This is a genomic window from uncultured Mailhella sp. (genome assembly GCF_905187505.1).
Taxonomy (GTDB): Bacteria; Desulfobacterota; Desulfovibrionia; order Desulfovibrionales; family Desulfovibrionaceae; genus Mailhella.
Genome location: NZ_CAJJIC010000021.1, coordinates 1 through 26,928, shown reverse-complemented (window position 1 = coordinate 26,928; position 26,928 = coordinate 1). Strand labels below are relative to the sequence as shown.

The 26,928-nt window shown below is 59.4% G+C and carries 20 protein-coding genes and 1 pseudogene; 11 read left to right on the top strand and 10 right to left on the bottom strand.

The window, feature by feature from the left end:
• Positions 1–175: 175 nt before the first annotated feature.
• The 3 genes and pseudogenes from QZZ60_RS03840 to QZZ60_RS03830 form a co-directional block, all read right to left on the bottom strand.
• The gene (locus QZZ60_RS03840; RefSeq protein WP_295638037.1) at positions 176–1,762 is read right to left on the bottom strand and encodes a sigma-54-dependent Fis family transcriptional regulator; all 1,587 of its coding nucleotides are present in this window, start codon (positions 1,760–1,762) and stop codon (positions 176–178) included.
• A 201-nt stretch (positions 1,763–1,963) separates the two neighbouring features.
• Positions 1,964–2,260, bottom strand: coding sequence for a hypothetical protein (locus QZZ60_RS03835; RefSeq protein ID WP_295638040.1), 297 nt, complete (start codon positions 2,258–2,260; stop codon positions 1,964–1,966).
• An 18-nt stretch (positions 2,261–2,278) separates the two neighbouring features.
• Positions 2,279–2,395: pseudogene (locus QZZ60_RS03830) on the bottom strand (IS1 family transposase); the annotation flags it as partial.
• A gap of 166 nt (positions 2,396–2,561) precedes the next feature.
• On the opposite strand from QZZ60_RS03830, the gene QZZ60_RS03825 reads away from it, so the two are divergent.
• From QZZ60_RS03825 to QZZ60_RS03785, 9 genes are all read left to right on the top strand, one after another.
• Positions 2,562–3,524, top strand: coding sequence for a dihydrodipicolinate synthase family protein (locus QZZ60_RS03825; RefSeq protein WP_295638034.1), 963 nt, complete (start codon positions 2,562–2,564; stop codon positions 3,522–3,524).
• A 76-nt stretch (positions 3,525–3,600) separates the two neighbouring features.
• Positions 3,601–4,875 carry an aconitase/3-isopropylmalate dehydratase large subunit family protein gene (locus QZZ60_RS03820; RefSeq protein WP_295638031.1) on the top strand — a complete coding sequence of 425 codons (1,275 nt, stop codon included), beginning with the start codon at positions 3,601–3,603 and terminating at the stop codon, positions 4,873–4,875.
• Positions 4,872–5,369, top strand: a complete 498-nt coding sequence (gene leuD, locus QZZ60_RS03815; protein WP_295638028.1) for a 3-isopropylmalate dehydratase small subunit — start codon at positions 4,872–4,874, stop codon at positions 5,367–5,369. The genes QZZ60_RS03820 and leuD overlap by 4 nt, the downstream gene beginning before the upstream one ends.
• Positions 5,370–5,397: 28 nt before the next feature.
• Complete coding sequence (locus tag QZZ60_RS03810; protein ID WP_295638025.1) at positions 5,398–7,317, top strand: aconitate hydratase; 1,920 nt, start codon at positions 5,398–5,400, stop codon at positions 7,315–7,317.
• Positions 7,318–7,992: 675 nt separating this feature from the next.
• A complete protein-coding gene (locus tag QZZ60_RS03805) occupies positions 7,993–9,480 on the top strand; it encodes a tripartite tricarboxylate transporter permease (protein WP_295638022.1) in 1,488 nt (495 codons plus the stop codon).
• Positions 9,480–9,932 (top strand): tripartite tricarboxylate transporter TctB family protein, encoded by a 453-nt coding sequence (locus QZZ60_RS03800; RefSeq protein ID WP_295638019.1) that lies wholly within the window; start codon positions 9,480–9,482, stop codon positions 9,930–9,932. Before QZZ60_RS03805 ends, QZZ60_RS03800 begins: the two co-directional genes overlap by 1 nt.
• A gap of 22 nt (positions 9,933–9,954) precedes the next feature.
• Positions 9,955–10,980 (top strand): tripartite tricarboxylate transporter substrate binding protein, encoded by a 1,026-nt coding sequence (locus tag QZZ60_RS03795; RefSeq protein WP_295638016.1) that lies wholly within the window; start codon positions 9,955–9,957, stop codon positions 10,978–10,980.
• A 106-nt stretch (positions 10,981–11,086) separates the two neighbouring features.
• Positions 11,087–12,490, top strand: a complete 1,404-nt coding sequence (locus QZZ60_RS03790) for an MmgE/PrpD family protein (protein WP_295638013.1) — start codon at positions 11,087–11,089, stop codon at positions 12,488–12,490.
• A 32-nt stretch (positions 12,491–12,522) separates the two neighbouring features.
• Positions 12,523–13,830 (top strand): malic enzyme-like NAD(P)-binding protein, encoded by a 1,308-nt coding sequence (locus tag QZZ60_RS03785; RefSeq protein WP_295638011.1) that lies wholly within the window; start codon positions 12,523–12,525, stop codon positions 13,828–13,830.
• Between the two features lie 173 nt (positions 13,831–14,003).
• Here QZZ60_RS03785 and QZZ60_RS03780 read toward each other — a convergent pair whose 3' ends face one another.
• From QZZ60_RS03780 to QZZ60_RS03750, 7 genes are all read right to left on the bottom strand, one after another.
• Positions 14,004–15,920 (bottom strand): FAD-dependent oxidoreductase, encoded by a 1,917-nt coding sequence (locus tag QZZ60_RS03780; protein ID WP_295638009.1) that lies wholly within the window; start codon positions 15,918–15,920, stop codon positions 14,004–14,006.
• 65 nt (positions 15,921–15,985) lie between these two features.
• Positions 15,986–16,849, bottom strand: a complete 864-nt coding sequence (locus QZZ60_RS03775) for an amidohydrolase family protein (protein WP_295638006.1) — start codon at positions 16,847–16,849, stop codon at positions 15,986–15,988.
• Positions 16,850–16,899: 50 nt separating this feature from the next.
• On the bottom strand, positions 16,900–18,834 hold the full coding sequence (locus QZZ60_RS03770; RefSeq protein WP_295638004.1) for an FAD-dependent oxidoreductase: 1,935 nt from the start codon (positions 18,832–18,834) through the stop codon (positions 16,900–16,902).
• Positions 18,835–18,913: 79 nt separating this feature from the next.
• Positions 18,914–19,903, bottom strand: coding sequence for a TAXI family TRAP transporter solute-binding subunit (locus QZZ60_RS03765; protein WP_295638001.1), 990 nt, complete (start codon positions 19,901–19,903; stop codon positions 18,914–18,916).
• Positions 19,904–19,972: 69 nt separating this feature from the next.
• A complete protein-coding gene (locus tag QZZ60_RS03760) occupies positions 19,973–20,815 on the bottom strand; it encodes an amidohydrolase family protein (protein ID WP_295637999.1) in 843 nt (280 codons plus the stop codon).
• Positions 20,816–20,846: 31 nt separating this feature from the next.
• Positions 20,847–22,721 (bottom strand): TRAP transporter permease, encoded by a 1,875-nt coding sequence (locus QZZ60_RS03755; RefSeq protein WP_295637996.1) that lies wholly within the window; start codon positions 22,719–22,721, stop codon positions 20,847–20,849.
• A gap of 41 nt (positions 22,722–22,762) precedes the next feature.
• On the bottom strand, positions 22,763–23,875 hold the full coding sequence (locus tag QZZ60_RS03750) for an NADH:flavin oxidoreductase (RefSeq protein WP_295637993.1): 1,113 nt from the start codon (positions 23,873–23,875) through the stop codon (positions 22,763–22,765).
• A gap of 391 nt (positions 23,876–24,266) precedes the next feature.
• Here QZZ60_RS03750 and QZZ60_RS03745 point away from each other — a divergent pair, with 391 nt between their 5' ends.
• Entirely contained in the window at positions 24,267–25,598 is a 1,332-nt protein-coding gene (locus QZZ60_RS03745; protein WP_295637990.1) for a sigma 54-interacting transcriptional regulator, read from the top strand.
• Positions 25,599–25,812: 214 nt separating this feature from the next.
• A complete protein-coding gene (locus QZZ60_RS03740) occupies positions 25,813–26,667 on the top strand; it encodes an amidohydrolase family protein (RefSeq protein WP_295637987.1) in 855 nt (284 codons plus the stop codon).
• The last annotated feature ends 261 nt before the right edge of the window (positions 26,668–26,928 follow it).

Genomic DNA, 26,928 nt, shown 5'->3' with positions numbered 1-26,928 from the left:
CTGAAAAAAAATAGTTATCAGCATTGCACGCAAAAGATCTCCGTCAGCCGCAAAGAGGACTCTCTCCCGCACGGTGGCAGCCGCACGGTACGGACGGCGTTTCGATTCCGCGCCGCGGAGCCGGAATCACCTCTTCTTTTTTCCCTGTACGGCCTTCCGTCGCAAGACGACTCTTTCAGGCCTCCGTCGGAGCATTGCCCTTTTTCAGCATGGAAGGATGCTTGTCGAGTGAAAGCTTCTTCAGCTTGGAGCGCAGCGTATTGGGATGCACGTCCAAAAGTTCCGCGGCGCCTCCCGCCCCGCTGATGCGGCCATGCGTTTTGATGAGTGCCTGAAGAATGTGCTTGCGGACGGCGGTCTCCAGCGTATCAAAGGAAGCCTGGGACGACGCTCTGCCGGAGGCCTCTTCCCTGCTTCGGTGCGCCAGACTGCCGCCCGTGGTCATCTCCAGAGGATCGACCGAAACGACGAAGGGTTCGGACGTATTTCCTCCCCACAAGATGAATGCCCGTTCCACGGCGTTCTGAAGCTCGCGGATATTTCCGGGCCAGGCATACGAACAAAGCGCGTCCAGATTTTCAGCGCTGAGCTCCGGGACGGGACAATCCTGCTGCCGTGCCTTCTTCTGGATGAAGAACTTCAACAACAGCGGTATGTCTTCCGGCCGCTGCCTAAGCGGAGGAATCTGTATGGGAAACACGTTCAGCCGATAGAACAGATCCTCCCTGAAGGTTCCTTCCTTGACCATCATCGGAATGTTGCGATGCGTGGCGGCAATGATGCGGACATTGACGGAAATGGACTCTCTGCCGCCGACACGATACAACGTGCCCTCCTGCAAGACGCGCAGCAGACGTGTCTGAGCGGGAAGAGGCAGTTCCCCCAGCTCGTCGAGAAGCAGCACACCAAGATGCGCCTGCTCGATGCGCCCCTGCACCGTATGAATGGCGCCGGTAAAGGCGCCTTTTTCATGACCGAAAAGCTCGCTGTCGATGAGCGTGTCCGGAATGCACCCGCAGTTGACCTTCACATAGGTATTGAAACCACGCTCCGAGGCCCTGTATATGGCATCGGCCACGCCTTCCTTGCCGGTTCCCGTCTCCCCCAGAAGCATCACCGGACAGTTCTGCTTGGCCACCTTCCATATGAGATCCACCGTGCCCCTCATGCCGGGAAGACTCGTCAGCGGAAGCATCTGCTGTTCGGCATTCTCGTCAAAGAATGAATCGTCCCAGTTGGGCATGTTGTTGAAATAATGGGTAAGAATCTCTTCCAGCCCGAAAAGCCGGTGCGCGTGCTCACGGGTAAAGGTGTCCTTCTTCCTTGAAATGAACATCAGCCCGCAAATCATGTTGTACTTATTGATGGTCCTGAATCTCAGCGAGGAAAAATCAACGGAGGGCATCAGCTTTTTCAGGATGGATATGCTCGGCACGGTATCGACGCGGCTGCCAATGCGGACTGCGCATTGCGGCGTATTATAAAGAGAGGCCTGCAGCTTGATAGGCGTCTCTATCTGCATGAAGGAATCCTTGACGCTGTCCCGCCGGGGAAACATGTAGTAGCGGCTCTTTTCTTTTTCCTGATTGGTAAAGGACAGCATGAGAAAATCATAATCCAGCCGTCCCCGGAAGAAGACAAACAGTTTTTCCAGCAGCTCCTGAAGAGAATGATGATGGGCAAACAGTTCCGAGAGCGCGTCGGTGATCTCATCAGGAAATTGGAAGCGCTCCTTGAAATCTGACTGGAAAAATATCTTCATGGCAACCTCTTCTCGTGGTCCGGCTGAAAAATATACTCCTGTTGATCATTTATCACGAAATATCGTGATTGAAAACGCCTGAAATGGTAAAAAAAAACAATTCACTCACTTTTTTGCGGCATCCGGCCTCTCTCTTCGGGAAAGTTCAGAAAAAATGTTTCGGAAATGTTCTCCAAAAGATAGATATCGAACAAACCTGATTCAGACATGCCTGTCCGGGTCTTCATAAAGCAGAACGATCGCACGACCGCCCTCCCACGGCGATCCTGCCGCCATGACGATCGTTTTTTCTCCATCCGAGGGAAGCAGACGGGCCAGTTCCGTCGCAACCGTTTCAGCGCGCATCGCCCGAACAGAGCCCCCCGCAACGCCTGCCTCCTTCCCGTCGGCCCTCTCCCACCGATACAGCTGCGAAGGCCAGACATGCAGCAGTTCCGCCACTTCCCGCAAAGGAACGTCGCCGAATTTTCTCATCAGGCAAAGCAGCTGCTTTTTCATGGCGCTGTCCCGTGACGCGCGCAAATCTCCTTCCACGAAATTGAAACCGCAGACCTTGCAGCGGTACCGCTGCTTGTGCCTGACCCTTCCGTTCTTTACGCACTGCGTGGAACCGCAGCTCTTGCAAATCGGCATACCATCCCTCCTCATGCTGAAAAGCAGGATGGTCAACATCTATCTTTCTGTCAACGTTTTCCATTATGGCCTGCTTCTTGCATGACACCGTGACAGAAGAGCCAGACGACCGACTCCCCCGAATCGGTCTTCACATAACCTTCCCAACAACCTGCAAGGAGTTACCATGAACCGTCTTCCCTTCACTGCCAAAGGCGTCATTCCCGCAGCTCTTTTACCGTTCCACGAAGATTGCTCCATTGACTTCGAGGAGTTCAGAAGGCATCTGAGCTATCTTGCCAACGTCAAGGGCGTCACCGCCATCTGCATCAACGGCAACGTGGCCCAGGTTCAGACCCTCACCCCGGAAGAACAGCGGCAGTGCATAGAGCATGCCTTCGATGAAGTGGGCGGCAAGGTTCCCCTTCTTGTGGGCATCAACGCCGAAGGCAGCCAGCGCGCGGCGGAGCTCGCCGCCATGGCGGAAGCCAGCGGAGCTTCCGGTCTGCTGGTGTTTCCGCCCCACTTCATGTATCGCGGCGGCCATCTGCGTCCCGAAATGGCGCTCGTTCATTACAAGACCATTGCGGCGGCCTCCAAACTTCCTCTGGTCATCTTCCAGTTCAAGGTGGGCAGCGGCCTGACCTATCCCATTGAAACCGTGCGCCGCCTCTGCATGGAGGTTCCCACCATCATCGGCATGAAGGACTCGTGCGGCGATCCCCGTCTGCATGAAAAGCACCTTCGCATGTTCCGTTCCTTCGACCGCCATGTCAGCATGCTGACCACCCATTCCGCCTGGCTGCTCAGCTCCCTGGCTCTCGGCTGCGACGGTCTCATCTCCGGTTCCGGCAGCGTGCTCGCAGACATTCATGCCGCGCTCTTTGCCGCCTTTGAAGCCAACGATCTCGTGCGCGCCCGCAAGATCAGCGACCGGCTCTTCCCCATCGTGGACGTCTTCTACGGAACGCCCCCGCTGCTGGACATGCATACCCGCATGAAGGAAGCGCTTGTGTATCTCGGCCGCATGAAGCGCGCGACGGTGCGTCCTCCGCTCTGCCCTCTCTCCGATGCGGAACGCGAGCGCATCTATGCCGCCATTGAAGCCGTCGGCTTGAAAAAAGACGGATTTGAAGGGCTGACCTACTAAAAAAAAGCTCGGCGGCATTCCGTGCCGCCGAGCTTTCTTGTCCAATTTCAAGTCCACCGTCTGAGGAGAGCGTATCGTGAGCGGCAAAACCATCGTCGAAAAAATCATCAGCGCCCACGCGGGCAGGGATCTTCGCGCCGGAGACCTCTGCGTCGCGGAGCTGGACTTTACGGCCGGAACGGAAACAAAATGTCCCAGAGCCGTCCGGATGTTTGAAGATCTGGGCCTGCCTCTGCACAGGCGCGAACAGGTGGCCATAGCCATGGATCACTTCGTTCCGAGCACCAATGCGCAGCGCACCAACAATCAAAAGAAGCTCCGGCAGTTCGCAGAAAAGGAAGGCGTCCGCCTGTTCCTTCCCGGCGAAGGCATCAGTCTTCAGCTTTTCATGGAAAATCATCTTCTTTATCCCGGGGCGCTCGGAGGCATTGCCGACTCTCACGCATCGTCTCTCGGGGCCGTCAACTGCTGCTGCCTCGCCATAGGAGAAACGGAGCTCGCCACGGCCATGGCGACGGGAAAAATCTGGCTGAAGGTTCCTGAAAGCATAAAGGTCGAACTCAAAGGAACCCTGTCTCCCGGCGTCTACGCCAAGGACGCGGCCCTTGCCCTCATGGGGCTCATCGGCACGGAAGGAGCAAGCTATCAGGTCCTGGAATTCTGCGGCGAAGCGCTGAAGAACCTCGGCATGGGCGAACGCTTCACGCTCTGCAACATGGTTTCCGACATAGGCGCGAAAACGGCCATCATGCCCGGCGACGAACGCACCTCGGCATGGATGCTCGAAAGCAGAAACGCTCCCGGACGCCTGGTCAACGCCGACCCGGACGCGTCCTACTGCCGGACGATAGAGCTCGATCTCGGCAGCATCGAGCCCATGCTCTCCTGCCCGCATTCCGTGGACAACGTCCATGCGGCCTCGTCTGAGGAGCATACGCCGGTCAATCTTGCCATCATAGGCTCATGCACCAACGGAAGGCTCGAAGACCTGCGCGCCGCGGCGGCCGTGCTGAAAGACGGACACATTCATCCCGCCGTGCGCATGCTCATCACGCCCGCGTCGCGCCGCGTGCTGCTTGAGGCCAATGCCGAAGGCCTGATCGACATCTTCGTCAGAGCCGGAGCCATGGTCATGCCGCCCGCCTGCGGTCCCTGCACGAGCTTCACGCAGATAGGCGTGCCCGGAGACGGCGACAACGTCATATCATCCGCCAACCGAAACTTTAAAGGGCGACTCGGCAACAAGTCCGCATCCATCTATCTGGCTTCGCCCGCAACCGTAGCGGCTTCGGCCCTGACGGGACACATCGCCGACCCCAGACCATACTTCTGCAGGAGGCAGTCAGCATGACCTTCAAGGGATATGCCCATGTGCTCGGCGACTTCATCAATACCGACGAACACGCTTCCGACAAATACAAACCGGCGGGCACACCGGTGGAAGAAATTCGCCGCACCCTGTTCAGCGACCTCCGGCCCGGTTTCGTGCAGTCGCTGAAGCCGGGAGACTTCCTCGTCGCGGGAAAAGGATTCGGAACGGTATCCTCCCGCGTCGACGCGAGCATCAACATCAGAGCTGTCGGAATCAGAGCCGTTCTCGCCCGCTCCTTCGGCATGCTCTTCTACCGGAACGCCATCAATTCCGGACTGCCCTGCATAGAATGCGACACGAGCGGCATCCGCGACGACGATGCCCTGGAAGTCGACTTCGACAAGGGCGAGATCCGCAATCTGACGACCGGAACCCTGCTGACGTTCAAGCCCTTCCCGCGGGAAATCCAGAACATTCTCCATGACGGCGGACTGCTGGAGCACATCCGCAGGCACGGGGACTACTCGCTCTAACAGGCGACACAGAAGGAGCATGAAGACTATGCCGCTGAATCTTTTTGAAAAAATATGCCTCAGCCACAACATGGAAAAGGACGGCATGCTGGACATCCTGCCGGATCAGGTTCTCATTCACGACGCGCTGGGAACCCCGGTATGCCTTCAGCTCGAAGCCGCGGGCATCACGTCCGTCAAGCCTCTGCTGGCCATATACTGCGATCACAACACCCTGCAGGTAGGCTACCGCAACGACGACGATCACGTTTATCTGCAGGGCATGGCCAAACGTCTCGGCGCCTGCTTCTTCCGTCCCGGCGACGGCATCTGCCACCAGACCCATCTGGAAACCTTCGCCTTCCCCGGCGGCGTGCTTCTCGGCGCCGACAGCCATACGCCGACCTGCGGCGGCATGGGCATGCTGGCCATAGGCGTCGGGGGCCTGACGGCCGTCGGCGCGCTTGCCGGCTCGCCGTACCGCATTTCCCGTCCTTCCGTCCTCGGCATAGAGCTGATCGGAAAACTGCCGGAATGGTCCACCGCCAAGGACGTGGCCCTTCATCTTCTGAAAACCATCTCCGTCAAGGGCGGCGTGGGAAAAATCCTGGAATTCAGAGGCGAAGGAGCGGCAACGCTTTCCGTCTTCGAGCGGGCCACCATCTGCAACATGGGAGCGGAAACGGGAGCCACGGCTTCTCTGTTCCCCAGCGATCATCAGACGCTGGCCTTCCTCCGGGCCTTCGGCAGAGAAAAGGACTGGAAGCCCCTGGCGGCTGACGAAAACGCCGTGTACGACGACATGCTGGTCATAGACCTTTCGACCATCGTCCCCATGGTGGCCTGCCCGAACAGCCCCGACAACGTCGTCCGCGTGAGCGAGCTGGAAGGACTGAAGCTCGATCAGGTATGCATAGGCAGCTGCACCAACGCCCACTATGCGGACATTGCCGTCACCGCCGACATCTGGCAGGGACGCAAGCTCCCGAGGGAACTCGACGTCACGGTCGCCGCCGGCACCCGCACCACCCTGGAGCAGCTCACCCTAGACGGCAAGCTCTCCTCGCTCATCGCCTCGGGAGCCAGACTCCTGGAAGCCTGCTGCGGCCCCTGCAACGCCGCCGGCATGTCTCCCGGCTCCGGCAAAACCACCCTGCGCACCTTCAACCGCAATTTCAAGGGGCGCTCCGGAACCATCGACGCGAAGGTCTATCTCTGCAGTCCGCAGACCGCCGCCGTCTCCGCGCTCCACGGACGCCTCACGGATCCCCGCAGCTTCGGAACCATGCCCCGCGTCTTCCTGCCGGAGCATTTTCTGCTGGGCAAACGTCCCGAACGGCCGTGTCCTGACCCCGACTTCCCCGTGCAGAAGGGGCCCAACATCCAGCCCATGCCCATGGGCACGCCCGTGGAGGATTCCCTCGACATGGCGGTCAAGCTGCTGGCCGGAGACAACATAACGACCGACCACATCCTGCCCGGCGGCGCGGAAATGCTGGCGCTGCGCTCCAACGTTCCCGCGTCCGTGCCCCATGTCTTTGAACGCATCGACCCCGAGTTCGGAAAGCACGCCGACTCCCTGCCAAAATCCTGGTGCGTCGTGGGAGGAGAAAACTACGGTCAGGGATCCAGCCGGGAACATGCCGTCATGGTGCCTCTGTACCTCGGCATGAAGGCCGTCATCGCCTGCTCCTTCGCCCGAATCTATCGCCGCAACCTCATCAACTTCGGCATACTGCCTCTCCTGTTCGCCGATCCTTCCGACAAGGAAAGCATACGGCTGAACGACGAACTCTCTCTTACGGGCATCCACGACGCCCTGAAGACGGGCTCCCTTGTTCTGCACAACGTCACTCAGGGCAGGGACATTCCCGTGATATGTTCCGTCGATGACGAGGAGCGGCATCTTCTGCTCGCCGGAGGCATTCTGGCCGATCTTGCAGGAAAGAAGCAGGACTCCCCCTCCTGACATCCTTCCTCCCTCCCCCCTGACGCGGAGCGCTCCATCCCCTGAGGTGGAGCGCTCCCTTTTTTAAACTTCATATCGTGTTTTCCGGCGGAAAGACGACACGGCATATCGTGCTTTTTCTCTCCGCACGAAAGACGACGTCGACGCTCAAAAAACGTCGACCTTGTTCGGCCGGAATGCACCGGGCGGCAATTCAACTCCGATCTCCGAATGCTTCCTGCGACCGTTGACGGGCAAAAGGGCCCGAACCGGGAAACGGTATCGCCGAAAAAAAAGACGGATCATTTTATCTTGTTGTAAAAATACAATATTTTTTCGTCAACAATCATCATTTCTGAATGTTCCGCGCCGGAATTTTCCTTTTTCAACAATATTCCGCCTTCCGTTTTTCCTAAAAGCACGCCCGGCGCACGCCTTTTTCCGTTAGTTTTCCGTTCAACTAAAAACGACATTGAACAGAGATGAAATTTGGTACAAAATAACGAGAAAAACTACGAATATCCGTACTTTTCACGGCATTTTCAGGTCTCAAAACGCCGCATTTCATTTTTCATCATAAAAAACAAAATATTACAAAATGGCATATTTTTTGCTTTACCACTTTTAACTCCTGTCCATTGCTCAGTGTTTCCTTTCTCCCATCCCCTGCATTTTCATTCAAGGAGGTCTTGGCCGATGTTGGAAAATCTCTTATCAGGGCTCGGACTATGTCTGACTCCCTCGGTGCTTTTCTGGACAACGTTCGGAGCCGTACTGGGCCTGGTGCTCGGCATCATTCCCGGTCTGGGAAGCCTTATCGGCATGGCGCTCTGTCTTCCCTTCGTGTTCAAGATGGACCCGATGGAGGCCATGCCGTTTCTCGCCGCCCTCAGCGCCACGGGCTTTACGGGCGGTTCCATCACCGCAGTTCTTCTCGGCGTTCCGGGAGAGGCGGCCAACATCGTGACCACCTTCGACGGCTATCCCATGACACAGAAAGGACAGGGCGCGCGGGCCATAGGCGCCGCGCTCACGAGCAGTCTCGTGGGCGGCGTCATTGCGGTGTTCATGGCCATGGGCATGATGTTCATCATCATGCCGCTGGTCATGCTGGTCACCTCCAAGGAAATGGTCTTCATCATTCTTGCCGGTCTGTCCTTCATCTGTCTTCTCGGGAAGGGAGAAAAAATAAAGAGCCTCATCAGCGGCTGTCTCGGCATTCTGCTTTCCTGCGTCGGCCTCGTGTCCGTATCTGGCGAAATCCGCTTCACCTTCGACAATCCGTTCCTCTTCGACGGCTTTTCCATCATTCCCGTGACGCTCGGACTTTTTGCCGTGCCGCCGCTCATCGCGCTGGCCATGAAGGGCGGCAGCGGCACCATAAGCAACAGCAAGGCCAAGGTCAGCATCCGCGACACGTTTGAAGGCGTGAAGGACGTTCTGCGCTACAAGTGGCTCTGCCTGAAATGTTCCGTCATCGGCTATTTCTTCGGCGTCATGCCCGGCGTCGGCGCTCAGGCCGCCGTGTTCGTGGCCTACGGTCACGCCAAGAGCTCGGCAGCCAATCCCGACGACTTCGGCACCGGCGACGTTCAGGGCGTCATCGCCCCGGAAAGCTGCAACAACGCCAAGGAATCCGGTTCCTGGCTGACGACCCTCGCGCTCGGCATTCCCGGCAGCGCCACGGGCGCGGTGGGCCTCGGCGCGCTGGTTCTTCTCGGCATCATGCCCGGCCCCAGCATGTTCACCGATCACCTCGATCTGACCATCTGCGTCTTCGGCACTCTGGCCACGGCCAACGTCATCGGCTTTATATGCTGCCTGCCCGTCGTCTCCTATCTTGCGCGCATCTCTCTCATTCCCGGGCGAATTCTTGTTCCGCTGGTTCTCGTCATCATCGTTCTCGGCGCCTACGCCACCCGGGGACTCATGGCCGACGTCTACATTCTCCTTTTCTTCTCCTGCCTCGGACTGCTGCTGAACCGCTTCAACTTCAACACCGGCAGCATGCTTCTCGGCTTCATTCTCGGAGACCTGTTTGAAACCTATCTCTTCATCAGTCTTCAGGCCAACGGCTGGACGTTCTTCATGAACCCCGGCCCCATCGTCATCCTCATCTGCACCATGATCTTCCTGGTCGCGCCTTTCGTCAGCAAAAAAATCCGTCAGAAGAGGGCTGCCTAATGGACAAGAGAACCGTCAACATTATTTCCTATGCCGTCATTCTGCTCGTCTCCGGCTGGATATTCTATCTGACTTCCCAGCTGCAGCTCATGAACAGCCGAATACTTCCCCAGGTCGTCAACACCATCATGGCCGCCCTTGCCGTTCTCGGCATCATCCGCGAACTGTGCAGGAAGAAGCCGGAAAAGACAAAACCTGCGCCGGGCAAAAGCAACGCCATGTTTCTGTGGCTGCTGCCCCTGGTCGGTCTGGCCATAGGATGCCGTCTGCTCGGATTCTATCTGGCGCCCTTCCTCTTCGTGGCCCTCTATGTCCGGCTGAACGGCGGCAGCCTGAAGGAAACTCTTCTCTGCTCGCTGTGCGCGCCCGCCTTCATCTATCTGCTTTTCAACGTTCTTCTGAAGCTGGATCTGGAACAGGGGCTGCTCTGGAATCTCATTCAGGGTGCCTGAAAACCATAACAGGGAGAGACTCATGAAAAAACTTCTTTCAGTCGCTCTGGCCTTCGCCTGCGTCCTCGCCATGGCAACGTCCTCACTGGCCGCTGCGGAAAGTCCTGCGGAATTCTACAAGAAAAACAAGATAACGCTTGTGGTGGGCTCCAAGCCCGGCGGCGGTTCCGACATAGGCGGCCGTCTGATCGCCAAGTTCTGGAACGACGTGACGGGCGGCGAGATGCTCATCAAGAACATGTCCGGCGCGAGCGGCATCGTGGGGCTGAACTATGTGACGAACTCCGCCAAGGCGGACGGTCTCACCATGTTCATGCAGATGTTCGGCGACTGCTATCTCATGTCGTATCTCACCAAGAACCCCGCCAGCCGCTACGATTCCACGAAGCTGAACTACATCGCCGGATGCTATATCGAGCCCTGGGCCGTGGTGGTCAACGAAAAGTTCAAGACCCTCGATGATCTCAAAAAAGCCAAAAAGCTGCGTCTCGGCGGCATGTCCCGGAATTCCTCGGGCGTGTTCAGTTCCCTTGCGCTTCTGTCCATTCTGGACCTGCAGGGAAACATCGTCACCGGCTATCAGAGCATGGCCGAAGCCATTCTCGCCGTGGGCAAGGGAGAGCTCGATCTCGTGGTCACGCCCCTCACGCTGGCCATGCAGCAGGCCAGCCAGGGCATCGTGCCCCAGCCCTGGTTCCTCATGCTGGACAAGCGCGATCCGGCGGAACCCGACATGCCGGTACTGACGGAATTTGTCGACATGACCCCGGAACAGCGCAAGGTGTTCGATGAAATGTCCTTCATGAGCACGTCCGTGCGCATGGCCGCCATGCGCGAAGGCGTGGATCCCGAACGCGTGAAGTACGTGCGCGAAGCCTTCGCCCGCATCGAACAGCTCCCGGCCTTCCGTGAAGCCGTCAGCAAGATCAACCGCACCGGCCCCGGCTTCCTGCTCGGTCAGGATCTGGACAAGTTCGTTTCCGACTGCTTCGCCCTCGACATCACCTCCATCGAAAAGCTCCTCAACACCTACTGTCCTCTCAAGTAGCGTCTTCTTCTCCCCCCGTACAATCTGCTCCGCAATGAACTCCGTACCGGACCGCTCCGGTACGGAGCGGGGGGACTTTTTTCCCTCAACTCCCATGGGGAACGCCATGAATCTCCAGCCTCTCAACGAAGGCATGACACCGCGCGAAGCCTTCCGAACCGTTACCGATCACTTCTGCCGCAGCTCGTTCGACGCCATTCCGACCCTCAGCGTGGAACGCGCCAAGGACATCGTCATCGACATTCTTGGCTGCATGCTCAGCGGACAAACGGATCCTTCCTCTGAAACCATACGCCAGCTCGCCGTGTCATGGGGCGGAACGCCGGAAAGCTCCATGCCCGGCAGCCGTCAAAAGCTTCCCGCCCGCAGCGCAGCCTTCGTCAATGCCGTCGCCGCACGGGCCTTCGACTTCGGCGTCGGCGGCTCCTCCGTTCTTTCCCAGAAGAAACCGCCCGTGCACATCAGCGAAACGCTGGTTCCCGCAGCCCTCGCCGTGGGAGAAAGGACCGGAGCGAGCGGAAAGGACGTGCTTGCCGCGCTCATCACGGGAGAAGACTTTACGGGCCGCCTCGCCGCCAGCCTGAGCTTCACGGCCCCGCTGGACTGCCGGGGAACCATCAACACGCTCGGCACGGCGGTGACTGCGGGCAAGCTCATGGGCCTGAGCTCAAAGCAGTTTGAGCACGCCCTCTTCCTTGCCGCGCATCAGGTGGGCGGCATAAAGCAGGGCATTCAGTTCAATCTCGGTCAGGGCTTTTCCGCCATGACGGGAATCACCGCCGCAGAACTGGCCTCGCAGGGCATGCAGGGCGTCGACGATCCCGTCGCCGAAGGCGGAACGCTCCTGAACGTCTTTTCCTCCGGCTTCGACGGACGCACGTTCTTTGACGGACTGGGAACGGTCTTTCATACCAGCGTGTCGTTCAAGCGCTACCCCTGCTGCCGGGCGACGCACTCTTCCATAGAATGCGCTCTGGATCTTCTTCATGAGGGGCTGAGGGCCGAGGACGTCGCGACCGTGACCATTCACGTTTCCCCCTGGACGTGCGCCCATCTGGTGGGCAGGCCCTTCGCCCTTCGGGAAAATCCTCATGCCGACGCCATATTCTCGCTCCAGTATGCCGTGGCGAACGTGCTTTTGCGCGGCGACTGCCGTCTGGAACACTACACGCTTCCCTTCATCACGTCCCCGGACGTCATGGCGCTCACAAGGCGCATCCGCATGACCTCGGAAGGCTGGCCCCTTCATGACGGCGACCCCAAGCTTTCCTCCTTCCTCGAGGTCGAGACCACGGACGGAAGACATCTGCACGCGTACTCCCGCTTTCCCCGCGGTCACGAGCTCATAGGCTCTCCGCTCACCGAAGAAGAGAAGAAGGAAAAATTCATGCGCAACGCGGCGTTCTCCGCATGCCTCTCTTCGGAAAAAAGTGAAAAGCTCTACCGGAAACTGAAGAGACTGGACGAACTGGACAGTCTTTCCGACATCGTCGATCTGCTTGCTTTCTGATCTCACTGCTCAACAGCACTGGAGGATAAACCATGGCTCCCTCTCTGGCGGAAAAGGCCCTTGCCTATCACAGCATGCCCGTTCCGGGAAAGCTGGAAGTGCTTCCTACCAAGCCGTGTTTTTCACAGCAGTCTCTTTCTCTGGCCTATACCCCGGGCGTCGCCTGCGCCTGCAAGGACATCGTCGATCACCCGGATCATGCTTCGGCCTATACCGGACGAAACAATCTTCTGGCCATGATCACCAACGGAAGCGCCATTCTCGGTCTCGGAGACATCGGGCCGCTGGCGGGAAAGCCGGTCATGGAAGGCAAGAGCATGCTCTACAAGTTCTTCGCCGACATCAACGTCTACGATCTTGAGCTCGACATCAGGGACCCCGACAAGTTCATAGAAACCGTCACGGCGCTTTCCCCTACCTTCGGCGGCATACACCTGGAGGACATCAAGGCGCCCGAGTGCTTCTACATCGAGGAAACGCTCCGTTCCCGGATGAACATCCCCATTTATCACGACGATCAGCACGGATCGGCCATCGTCACGGGAGCGGCGCTCATCAACGCCCTGCATCTCACCGGCCGGACTCCGGCGGAAACCGTGGTCGTCGTCGCCGGCGCCGGAGCCGCAGGCATTGCCTGCGCCAGACTCTTTCTGTCCCTCGGCATCCAGAAGCGCAACATACGGATGTTCGACTCAAAAGGATGCTTGCATGAGGGAAGAGAGGATCTGAATCCCTACAAGGCGGCCTTCGCGCAGCCCGGCGACATGTCGCCTGCCGAAGCCCTGACCGGAGCCGACGTCTTTCTCGGCATGGCTGCGGGAAACATCGTCACCGGAGAGATGATAAGGAACATGGCCCCCTCTCCCGTCATTTTCGCCTGCGCCAATCCCGAACCGGAAATAAGCGCCGAAGAGGCAAAGGCCGCGCGACCGGACGCCGTCATGGGAACCGGCCGTTCCGACCTGCCCAATCAGATCAACAACGTGTCCGCCTTCCCCTTCCTCATGCGCGGCGTGCTCGACATACAGGCCTCGTCCATAACCCCGTCCATGGAACTTGCCGCCGCCCATGCCATAGCCATGCTCGCCCGCGAGCCTGTTCCTGAAGAGGTCGCCGCAGCCTACGGAGGCCGGCACTTTTCCTTCGGCAGGGAATACCTTCTTCCCAAGCCCTTTGATCCCAGGCTCATGGAACGGATCGCGCCTGCCGTGGCGCAGGCCGCCATGGAAAGCGGCGTTGCCGCTCATGTCCTGCACGACCCCGAACGCTACAGGGCCGCGCTCAAAGCGCGCATCCACAACGTGCAGCAGCGCGTGCACGCCATGATGAATCTGGAATAAGTTCCGCCTGCATCGGCGGCAAAACGACATTCCCCATGCAGGAAACGGGGGGCGCGACGAACACGCCCCCCGTTTCTGCTGCCGCTCTCTCCGCCCCGGGAAAAGCGCCGCGTCCTTTTCCGGCACTGCCCCGGCATCGGGCGATTTCCGGGGCCGGCGGTTCTTCGACGGTCTCACAGGGCAAAGGCCGCCTCCAGCGCGCTGCGCATGGCCAGACGCACGTTGCCCGCGTTCAGGCAGTCCCCTATGCGGCGCGACGCCACGCCCCGTTCCTCCAGCGCCTCGTACAGCTCCGTTCGGGCGCGATACCCGAAAGCGGAAACCACGGTGTCGGCACCTGCAATCGTCCTCTCTCTGCCGAACGGATTCATCACCGAAACGGTGCCTCCCTCTTCTACGGCGCACACCTGCGTTCCGACAAGCATGCGCACGTTGAGGGAAGAAAGACGTTCAAGAAGAAGTCTGCGGCTGCGCGCCTCCATGTCGGACGCAACTTCGTTCTTCAATTCCACGATGGTGACGCTTCTGCCCTGTGAGGCAAGAAATTCGGCCGTCTCGCACCCGACCATGCCGCCGCCGAGAATGATCACGTTTCTGCCCGTCGGAGCTCCCTTCAGCACGTCTTCCGCATAGACGGAGGAGGAGCCTCTGACGTACCGGGGCGTAAAGGGCTCGCTGCCCGCAGCGACAAGAACGGCATCGGCCGCGAAGGATGCAATGTTCCCGACTTCCGCCTCCAGGTTCAGCTCCACATTCACGCCCAGCGCCTCAAGCTGCGTGGCCACGCTGCGCACGAGCTCGCGGTACAGGCCCTTGTGCGGCGGAACGGCCGCCACGTTCAAAAGTCCGCCCAGCCTGCCGCCCTTCTCCCACAGAGTGACCGCATGCCCGCGGCGTGCCGCCACAAGCGCGGCATACATGCCGGAAATGCCGCCTCCGACGACAAGCACCTTCTTCGGACGCGCGGCCGGAACCACAGGATAGCGATGTTCACGGCCCGCCCGGGGATTGACGGCGCAGGAGGTGGGCTCAAGACGGGCCATGGCCCCCACGCAGCCGTCGTTGCAGGCCACGCACGGACGAATGAGATGATCTTCTCCGGCCAGCACCCGGTTCGGAAACTGCGGATCGGCATAAAGCGCCCTGCCGAGGCCGATGAGATCGGCCTGTCCGGCTTCAAGAATGCGCGCCGCCGTTTCGGCATCGCCTATTCTCCCGGCCACGATGATCGGCACGCGATGCCCGACGGCCCGACCTATGGCGGCGGCACGGCCGGCGTTCCAGCCCGGCGCGATGCAGGCCGGAGGAATGGTGTAGCAGTTGGTTTCCGTGGTGCCCACGCTGACGCTCAGCGCGTCCGCCCCGTGCTCCACGAACATTCGCGCCGCCGCTTCGGCGCTCTCCAGCGTGGTCCCCGGCTCCACGAACTCTTCCGCGCTCAGACGCACGATGACGGGAAACTCCGGTCCCACGGCCCTGCGCACGGCGTCCATCACTTCCATGGGAAAGCGCATGCGCCTTTCCTGCGTGCCGCCGTACTCATCCTCGCGCCGGTTGGTGAAGGGCGAAAGAAACTGCGCCAGAAGATACCCGTGCGCCGCATGAATCTCCACGGCGTCGAAGCCGGCCTTCACGGCGCGCACGGCCGCCTGCGCATAGGCTTCCGTCAGCCTGCGAATGTCGTCCGTCGTCATTTCCCGGCTCTCCTCCACCGCCGTCACACCCGGTATGAAGGATACCAGAAGCATGGGCAGGCCGTTGGTCGACGGCCGGGCCGTTCTGCCTCCGTGCTGGAGCTGCACGCCTATCCTGCCTCCGCAGGCATGAACGGCATCCGTAAGCCTCCGCAGGCCCGGAATGTGGCCATCGTCCGATATGCCCACGCCGCGAAAATAGCTGTTGCCCTCGCGGGAAACGTAGGTGGCCTCCAGCATGTTCATGGCGCAGCCGCCGCGGGCTCTTTCCTCGTGATACCGTATCAGCTCATCCGTCACTTCGCCGTTTCTCGCGGCATAGTTCGTGACCATGGAGCACATGACGAAGCGGTTCTTGAGCCTCATGCCGTTGATGAGCGTTTCCTCAGAAAACATATGTCTGTCCATCGCGCTGCCTCCGTATGCTGCGGGGCGGCGGCAGGGCGCCGCCCCGGACAGGCTCACAGGCCAAGGAGTCTCTTGGCGTTCCAGTAGTACTGCCGTTCCAGGGCGTCGGCATCGAGCCCCTTGTCGGCCCACGTTTCCACGCTCTGCTTCAGCCCCCGTACGGGATAGCTGCTGTTGAACAGCATCCTGTGGCGCATGAATCCGTTGCCCGCGCGCACCAGCTGATCGGCAAAGGGCATGTTTTCCACATAAAAATAGCAGTCGGGAGCGATATAGACGTTCATGCACACAAGGCACACGCCAAGCAGCTTGTCCACGTTCGGCCAGGCGGCGTGCGTGACCACGATGTTCATGCGGGGATATTTTGCGGCCACGTGCTGAATGTGCACCGGCTCGCAGTAGCTGATGTCCGGCCCGACAAAGGCGCTCGTCGTCAGATTGAGCACCATGCCCAGCTCGTTGCAGAGCGAATAGACCGGATCAAGACGCGGATCGTCGGCATACATGCCGGGCCTGAGCCATGCGGGTTCCACGCTCACGCCCCTGAAGCCCCAGGCATGACAGCGCTCAATGTCTTCCAGCGCTCCCGCCTCCGTCGGATCAATGCCCGCAAAGCCCACGAAGCGCCCGGGATAGCGGTCCATGAGCTCCTTGATTTCGGCATTGTCCACGCTGCCGCTGCCGAGCGCGGCGTCGCCGGTGCGCCGTCCCATGATCACGGCCTTGACGATGCCCGCATCATCCATTTCACGAATGAACATATCCATGGATCCGGCCCGGGCGGAGGGAATGTCGCGCCTTCCCATCTGTATGGCGGTCATGGTTTCCGGGCTGTCGAAGTCCCAGCACTTGAAAATGCCGCTGTTCAGAAAGCTTCCATGCGGGGGACGAATACGAAAGTCGATAACATATCCCATGTGTCACTCCTCGGTTATTTGGCAGAACGACGTACGTTTCCCGCGGGACGCTACAGGGAAAGCGCAAGGTCATACGCGTCATGCATGGCCGCAAGCGCGTTTCCTGGTCTGGCGCAGTCTCCCAGCGCCACGCATCGGATGCCCGCGGCCTCGAGCTCCCGAAGCAGCGCGACGGCAGGCCGCTGCCCCATGGCCACAACCACGCTGTCCGCAGGCACAAGCTGCGTCCGCCCTCCGCCGAACAGCGGACGGTCGTCCAGCACCACGCCTTCGGCGGTGACGGCCTTCACGCGCATGCGGGGCATGAACGTCACGCCCGCCTCTTCCAGAAGGCGCAGGAGCTTTTCCCGCACGCCCACATGGGCAACGATGTCGCGGCCGAATTCCTGAAGCAGATCCACCACCGTCACGCTCCGTCCGCGCTCCGCAAGCAGGTGCGCGGTTTCAAGCCCCGTGGCGCCGCCGCCGAGCACCACCACGGAGCCCTTCGGCTCCGCGGTGCCCTTCAGCACGTCCGCCGCCAGGCAGACATGAGGCAGATCCATGCCGGGAACGGGAGGCACCGAGGGCTCCGACCCCGCGGCAACGACGACAAGATCGGCATGGCACGCCCCCACAGACTCCGCCGTCGCTTCCGCATTCAGGCGCACCTCCACGCCCATGCGGGGAAGCACCACCTCGAAATAGTCGCTCAGCGCCTGAAAATCGCCCTTTCCCGGAGGCACGGCAGCCAGACGGAACTGTCCGCCGAGACGCCCTTCCCGCTCCAGCAGCGTGACATGATGCCCGCGCTGCGCGGCCGTACAGGCGAACTCGCAGCCTGCGGGACCGCCGCCCGCCACCACGATGTTCAGAGGATGTTCCGAGGCCGGCGGCTCATCCTGCATGAGTCTTCCCATCTGCGGATTGGAAAGGCAGAGAATGTGCGGCTGCGAAGGGTCCCGCAGGCCGCCCATGCAGCCCTGATTGCAGCGGATGCACGGACGGATTTCCTCCACGCGGCCCTCCCGCATTTTCCGAGGCCAGTCGGGATCGACAAGCAGCGGACGGCCGAGGGCAATGATGTCGGCGTCGCCTTGTTCCACGGCGTTGCAGGCCATCTGCGGCGTGAGGGCATTGGCCACGATGACGGGAATGCGGCAGTGCTCCCTGACGGCGCGGGCGGCAGGCAGAAGCATTCCGCGCTTTTCATAGGATGCGGAAATGGCCAGATGATCGATATGCCCGATGCCGCCGGAAAGGGATATGGCGTTCAGTCCCCGTTCTTCCGCAGCCGCGGCAAAGGCGGCGGCGTCTTCCACCGTGCTCCCCTCCGGGTGGAACTCGGATCCGCAGATGCGGAAGATGACGGGAAACTCCTCGCCCACGAGACGCCGGGTCTTTTCCAGCACTTCCAGAGGAAAGCGCATGCGGTTTTCCCGCGAGCCTCCGTAGCGGTCGGTACGCCTGTTCCAGTAGGGAGAAAGAAATTCCTCCATGATGCTTCCATGCACGCCGTGCAGTTCCACGGCGTCATAGCCCGCCTGCCTGGCCCGAAGGCACCCCATGGCAATGACGTCGCCGAGCCGGTCAAGTTCGAGGGTCGTCAGCTCCTGGGCGTGAGGCAGAGCTTCCGGGCTCCTGAGCGAGGACGTGTACTGGCACAGCCCTGCCATGGCGGGACGGAAGAACACGCCTATCTGAATGGAGGCTCCGGCCCCTTCTTCGTGTATGGCGTCGGTAAGGGGACGCATGGCCGCCACGGCGGCATCGTTGTGCAGCCAGAGCGTCTGACGAAGATGCGGCATCAGGGGATGAACGTCGGCAAGCTCAACGGTGATGAGCGCCGCCCCTCCGCGGGCGCGGCGGCGGTAGTGGGCAATGAGTCTGTCGGTCATGCCCCCCCCGGTTCTGGCCATGCGGGTGGACATGGAGGACATGATGATGCGGTTGGGAAGCGTCAGAGAGCCTATGGATATGGGCTGAAAAAGAGCGTCGAAGGCCATGGGATTCCTCGGTTCGTCGAAAAAAGGGTACAAAAAAGGCGGGATCGCAGAAAAAAGCCGTGACCCCGCCCGAACGGTTCTACTTCATGCCGCCGAATTCCCGGTAAAAGCGCTCGGCTCCGGGGTGCAGAGGAAAGCCGGGATTCTTCCATGCGTTCTCTCTGGTGAAGGTCTTCCATACGGGATAGGCGAGAACCACGTCGTTCCAGTTGTCGAAGCAGGCCTTGAGTATGTCGTACACGTCCTGCTCGGCCATGTCCGCACGAACGATGAACTCGGAAGTGTCGCCCACCGTGGGAACGTCCTTGCCGCCGCTCAGCTCGCCGCCGTACTTGGAGGCCTCATGCACGTCGGGCGCAAGACCGTACTTTTCCTGAAGCACGGCCGCCTTGTCCGCGGGAATGGGGATGAAGCGCAGCTTGACGCCGATGGAGGCATCGCGAATCCAGCCCGCTTCGCCGGGACCGACAAAGAAGAACATGTCAATCTGTCCGTCCTTGACCATGTTGCTGACGTCGTCGTAGTTGTTGGTGAAGATGCGGCCGCCCCAGGACTGGATGTCCTTGAGGGTGATGCCGTAGGCTTCAAGCGCCCATTTGCCGAAGGACTGACTGGTCGTTCCGTTGGGGCCGGTGGCCAGACGCACTGCCAGCTTCTTCTGCGCAAGATCATCGAGCGTGTATACGGGAAAATCGTCGCGCACCACGATGCTGAGCGGCGTGCTGTCGCCGATGACGCCGAGGGACCGGACGTCGTTCAGCTTCTTTTTGTAGGGGTCGGACGGCACCTGCGCCGCGATGCTGTTGGTTCTCTGCGTAATGGAGATGTCGCCGTCCTTCTTGTCTATGCGGATGGGATTTCCCACGGAGCCTCCGGCGACGAGATTGTACTCAAGGCCGGGAAAGGCCTTGGTGAGCGCCTTGCCCATGGCTCCCTGGCCGACGAACCACACGCCGCCCACGGTGCCGCTTATGGCCTTGATCTTCTGGGGAGCAGCCTCCGAAAAACAGGGATTGAGGAGTCCGGCGGCAAGCAGGGCCACGGCGACGGCTTTCATCAGGTTCTTCATCTAAGAGCTCCTTTGTTGGGACGTTATGAACTCGCGGGCCGGGCGGAAAATCTTCCGCCCGTTCCCACATCAGCAGCTTATGTTCAGCAGTTCTGCTGCGTTTTTATACAGCAGCTTGGGCAGCACTTCCGGCTTGAAGGGCAGCTTCATGAAATGTTCCACGCATCCCTTCAGGGGAAGGAAGGGATAGGCGGTTCCGAAGAGGAAGCGGTCCTGCAGGAAGAAGTTGCAGGCCGTGACGTAATCCTGCCAGCCGGGCATGTTGAACAGGTACATGTCGGGAGAAATGTAGATGTTCGTGCGGCGGAAGGCCACATGAAGCACTTCCTGCACCCAGGGCCAGCCGCCGTGGGAAATGATGAAGCGGGTCTTCGGAAAGTCTGCGGCCACGTGGTCGATCTGCACAGGGCTGGTGTAGCTCACGTCGGGCCCGGCATTGCCGCCCAGCATCATCATGACGGGAATGTCCTTGGATGCGCAGTATTCTATGACGGGATAGAGCTTCTTGTCATCGCCGTACAAAGGCTGGGGGAGCGCGCCGGGCTCAAGGCAGACCGCCTTGAGCACGCCGTTGAGCACGAACTTTTCAATGCGGGCAATGGCCTCATCCGGCTTCGTGGGATCCACGCCGGCAATGCCGACGAACCTGTCGGGATGGGAATCGACGATGGCCGTCACTTCCTCGCAGGTGGCGTCGCCCATGCCGGGATTGCTTTCGCGCCCGGGAACAACGCCGAGAGTGATTCCCGCCTCTTCCATTTCTTCCAGAAGCATGTCCATGGAGTAGTTCAGGACCGATGCCGACTGATACATGCCCATGCTTTCGCTGAGCCGCTTGTTGCGTTCCAGGTTGTACATTTTTCCCTTGAGATAGGGATTGACCGGAGGACGAAGACGAAAGTCGATGATCATGATGCAGCTCCTTGTTTTGTGCCGCGCGACATTACGCAGCAGCGTTTTTTGCGGCATGACGGCGCATGCGCTGAACGATGACGACAAGCACCAGAATTCCGAAACCCATGAGATCGGTCACCGTGCCCGGGTAAAGCATGGTCAGGCCGCTGACCATGAGCAGCGCACGCTCCACGACGGGGGTGCCCGTGATGAGCCAGCCCTGCATGCCGCCGGCAAGCGCGTACATGGCAATGACGGAAGTCACGCAGGCCTGGGCGATGCTGAGCGGATCTCCCACCATGAGAAGCTCGGGCTGGAGGACGAAGAAGAACGGCACGATGAAGGCCACTATGGCAAGACGCATGGAAATGAAGCCGGTCTTCATGGCGTTGGCCTCCGCTATGGACGCACCGGAGAATGCCGCAAGGCATACCGGGGGCGTGACCACGGAAAGGATGGCGTAGTAGAACACGAACATGTGGGCGGCTATGACGGGGACGCCCATCTTGATGAGCACCGGAGCTCCCAGCGTGGCCACGATGATGTAGGCGGGAGTCGTGGGAACGCCCATGCCGAGCACGATGCAGGTGAGCATGAGCAGCACCATCATGATGATCAGGTTGTTCTCGGCCAGGGAGGTGATGACGTTGATGAACTTGAACCCTATGCCGGTGGCCGTGATGCAGCCCACCACGATGCCCGCGCAGGCGCAGCAGGTGGACACCATGAGGGCGCTGCGTGCCGTGGACTTGATGGCGAGCAGGAAGCGGGACGGCGTGAAGCGGGTGGCTGCGGCGCACATGCCGAGCAGCACGATGAACAGCGTGGTGCCGAAGGCCGCGAAGTTCACGGAACGGCCGGACAGCAGAAGAACAATGAGGAGCGCGATGGGCAGCAGATAGTAGAGACGACGGAGCACGCTTTTCTTGTCCGGAACGTCTTCGGGGGGAATGGTGCCGAGATTGTACTTGCACGCCTCAAAATGAATCATGATCCACAGCGCGAGATAATACAGCACGGCGGGAAGCAGCGCCGCCTTGATGACGGCCAGATAGCCGAGGCCCGTGAGATCCGCCATGATGAACGCCGCCGCGCCCATGACGGGCGGCATGATCTGCCCGCCGGTGGAGGCCACGGCCTCCACGGCTCCGGCAAAGGCCGGACGATAGCCGACGCGCTTCATGAGAGGAATGGTGAACACGCCCGTGGCATACACGTTGGCCGGAGCGGAACCGGAAATGGAACCGAACAGCGCCGAGGCGAAAATGGCCACCTTGGCCGGTCCGCCCTTCGATTTTCTGGTGAGCAGGCAGGAGAGATCCATGAACACGCTGTTCATGCTGGAAGTCTCAAGAAAGGCGCCGAACATGCAGAAGGCAAAAATCATGGTGCAGGCGGTGGAGAGCGAAATGCCGTAGATGCCGTCCGTGAGCAGAAACATCGTTTCAATGAAGCGGTCGTAGCCTATGCCGTCATGCCGCACGGCCGCGGGCAGGTGCTGCCCCAGCAGCGCATAGGCTATGAACACTGCGGACACGATGACGAGAGGCCAGCCGGAAAGTCGGCGGGTCGCTTCCAGAACCAGAAGCATGCACAGCGTACCGAAGAACACGGCTTCGGGCGTCACGTCGTCCACATAGCGCATGTGATTGAGTATGGCGTCGAGATCATAGAGAATGTATCCGAGGACGGACATGGCGCCGAGAGCCAGAACGATGTCCAGCAACACCGCCCACAGAGGATCCTTGTCCTTTCTCGGGGGTATCCATATGAACGTCAGAAACAGAATCATGCTGAGATGACCGGCTCTGAGAACCGGAGCTTCCAGAACCCCGATGCCGCCCGTGGCATACACCTGAAAGACACAGAGAATGACGGCCATCACGGTGGCGACAGGGGCCAGGGTCTTCCTCGTAAGAGTCATAGCGTCTCCTTCTTCTTCATCTGACAATGACTATTCGTTGTTCAGTCCGCCTCTTTCCTTACGGGACAGCCGAGTCCGGCAGAAGTCCTGGAGAGGGCCACGCAGCGATTGCACGACAGGCAGTCCGAAGCAACGGTCTCGCCCCGACGCCACCGGCGGGCCAGCGCAGGATCACGGATCAGAGGACGGCACAATCCCGCCATGTCGGCGTCGCCGTCGGCAAGGACCGCCTCGGCCGTCTCGAAGGTACGGATGCCCCCCACGGCGATGACGGGTATGGAAAGCGCCTCATGAAAGCGCCGCGCCGCTTCGAGGAAGTATCCGACGCCCTTTCCCGTTTTGAGCGACACGGGCTTCATGGGCGTGTCGCTCTGCTTCTTCCAAAAGCAGAAGCCCCCGCTCACTTCCAGCCCGTCCAGCCCCGCCTCCTGCATGAGCCCGGCCGACTCAAGCGACATGTCTATCGTCATGCCGCCTTCGACCCCGTCTTCCGCATTGATCTTGGCCATGACCGGAAAGTCCCCGCCGCACTCGGCGTGCACGGCACGAATGATCTCCACGGCCAGACGCGTCCTGTTTTCCTGAGAGCCTCCGTACTCATCCTCCCGATGATTGAAGAAGGGGGAAAGGAACTCGCTGAGCAGAAAGCCGTGAGCCATGTGCAGTTCCACGCCGTCGAATCCGGCAAGCTTCGCCCGCCGGGCCGCCGCGGCAAAAAGTCCGGGGAGAGCCCTTGTCTCTTCCGCGGTCATGGCTCTTCCGGCATAGTACGGAGCCCGGTCAGCCGCGCTGGGACCGGCTGCAGGAATGCCGGTAAGAGACTCATCGCAGCACAGGCCTCCGTGACTCAGCTGAAGAAATATGCGGCTTCCGTCCGCCCGGGCAGCCGCCGTCACGGCCCTGAGCGGCTCGATGACGGCATCGTCGGCAGCGGATATCTGCCCTTCGCGGCGCCTGCCTTCGGGACACACAAAGGCATGCCCGGTAATGACAAGTCCCGCGGCCCCCTCCTTGCCCAGTTCCCTGTACCGCTCGACAAGGCGGGAAGTTGCATGGAACCGGTCGTCGCACATGCCCTCGCCGGCGGCCGTAACGACCAGTCTCGTCGGAAGCTCAAGACGACCTATGAAGCACGGCATCCACAGTCTGCTCATTTCCTCCTCCTCCTTCTCTCTCTTCTGAATTGCAAAAATCATGCCAGGGAAATACTTTTAAAAAAATAATGTAACATGGTAAAATTAATGGTACTTTTTTCCAGTCGCTGTTTTTCCCCTCCCCCGTCCCCCGTTGTTCGGCATGAAAATGAGGGCGGTCAGAATCCGCCCGACACAACAGAATAAGGTTTGTTTCATTTAAGAAACAAATTTCATTTTTAAAAACAGTGTGTTATATTTTGATTATAATTTTTGTAACAATAATCGTGAAATTTTACCCTTGCCCATATAGCTTTTTTGCGCGGAACGCGATACGCTTAATATCTCCTTTCAGAACTCCATTCCCTTCATAATCGGTCATTCGGCCATAAAAGCATAGTTAGTAAAGCAAATGGACTACGATACTCTTTGCAGAATACTTGATCATTCTCCAGACGGAATTTTCATATGGGACAAAAACACTGTTCTTGTATATGCCAATAAAGCCGCACTCGAACAGAACATGGTCAATAAAGAAGAGTTCATCGGGCACACATGGGAAGAATTGAAGGAGAATGATCATATTTTCGGAGGATTCGTTCCCCTGGCCTTTCAGGAAAAGCGCATCATGCACGCCAAAAGCGTGGGGCCGAGCGGACGGGAAAAATACATCACCAACACGCCCGTTCTGGATGCCGACGGCAATGTGGAATATGTACTTGCCACCGTGCGGGAGCTGGAAACCTTCATATCCGACATCGGCAAGCTGAACATTCCCATAGGACTGCTCAACGAGCCGAGGAAACCCCCGGAAGACGAAAGAACCCTGTGCATGCCGAGCGGCGTCCACCACAAAAGAATAATCAATTTCATCAATCGAATGGCGTCAACCACGGCCACGGTGCTGATTCTTGGCGAGTCGGGCACCGGCAAAAGCGAGATAGCCAAGCTCATCCATAAATACAGCAACAGGGAAAAGGAACCCTTCGTCTCCGTGAACTGCGGGGCCATTCCGGAAACGCTTCTGGAATCCGCGTTTTTCGGGTATGAAAAAGGAGCGTTTACCGGCGCTTCCAGCATGAAGATGGGCTACTTTGAAGTGGCCAACAAGGGCACCCTGTTTCTGGATGAAATAGGCGAACTCTCCCTGCCCATGCAGGTAAAGCTGCTGCGGGTTCTGCAGGAAAAGAAGTTCCACCGCGTGGGGGGAACCAGAGACATTTCCATAGACGTGCGCATCCTTGCCGCCACCAACAAGGATCTCGGCGCCATGGTGGCCGCGGGAGACTTCAGAAGCGACCTGTACTACCGCCTGAACGTGCTGCAGCTCATGGTCCCTCCTCTTCGGGAACGACAGGAGGACATGCCCGACCTCATTGCATATTTTTTAAATTATTACAATAAGATATATTCAACATCAAAAACCATGTCCGAAGGCGTCGTCAAAAAGCTGATGAAGATGCCCTGGCATGGAAACATACGCGAACTGGACAACATGATAGAACGTCTGGTTCTGCTCTGCCCCGCTCCGGTCATCACGGAAAAATATCTCATCGAGCAGAACGACAGCATTTACAAGAACAAAACAAGTCTGGTTCCCCTGAAAAAAGCGGTCGAAGACGCCGAAAAGCGCGTTCTTCAGCAGGCCTTCATCATTCACAAGGACTGCAGAAGCATAGCGAAGGCCCTCGGCGTAAGCTACGTCACGGTGGCCCGAAAGCTGAAGCAGTACAATATAACATGACGCATCTCCTCCGGGAGAAAAAAGCGGACGTCTCGACGATGTCCGCTTTTTTCTTTTCGGCATGGAACGGAACAAAGGCCCCGTTTTTCCGTTCCACGGACATCCCCTCCCCGCCGGGGCGATATGGCATGAAAATTGCATTTTTCGGGACAGCGCCTCCGGGAACGTCATTCCCGGAAAAAACTGATCTCTCACCGTATGCAAGGAGCTGACCATGATCATCGACATGCGCCTTCGTCCCGTCACCGAAAGCTTTCTCAAGTCCACCACCGACATCTTTCCCACGTACGGATGCATGTTCGGCTACGAGCTGCCCGAATCCGTCGTCAGGCGTTCCATGGAACTATGCTGCCGCGAAATGGATGAGGCCGGCATCAACCTCGGCATGGCCGAAGCCCGCTGGAGCTTTGCCCCGCAGTCCGATCCCATCGTGCCCGCCGAGGACGTCGTGGACATCGTCACGCGGTATCCCGACCGTCTGAAGGGAGCCATCGCCATCAACGGCTATCATGTGCAGCGCGCCATTGCCGATGCCGAAACCTACGTCGTCAACGGCCCCTGCACCGGTCTTTCCCTCGAGCTGCCCTTCGGATTCAGCATGAACCCCGAACTGCCCATCAACGACAAGTCCCTTCAGCCCCTCTTCTCCTACATGCAGGAACAGGACATTCCCCTCTTCCTCACCGGCGGCTGCATTTACGGCTCGCAGCCCGTGTGCTGCATCGACGACATGCTGAAGACCTTTCCCCGGCTCCGGGTCTTCGATCTGCACGGGCACGTTCCCTATGTGAACGAGATCATCCACGTGGCCCTCACCCACCCCAATCTGTACTTGTGCCCCGACATGTACGGCATCAACACCCATTATACCCGTCCTTATGTGGACGCCGCCAACGGCTTCCTGCAGGATCAGATCGTGTTCGGCTCCGCCTACCCGTTCATTCCCATGAAGCCCGCCGTCGAGGTGTACGAAACCTATTTCAAGACCAGCACGATCCGCGACAAGATCATGTACCAGAACGCCCTGAGAGGCCTGAACATGACCGAAGCCGATCTTCGCGTCCTCTGAGGCATGAACGCGCCGCGGCCGATGGAAACGGCCGCGCGCCATGCATGCTGAGCCACCGTAACGCGGGTCTCCGGCCCTGCCGCGGCTTCGTTCCTGAACCAGACTTCCGATTCCCCGCCTGACCCCGCCTTCCTGCCGACTCGGATCTTTTCCGCACAAAAAAAGCCCCGGCTTTCGTCGGGGCTTTTTCATGCGTGGCGAGGCCTGCCGGATCTGCGGTCCGGCAGGCTCATGCCGCTACTTTTCGTTGAGGAAGGCCAT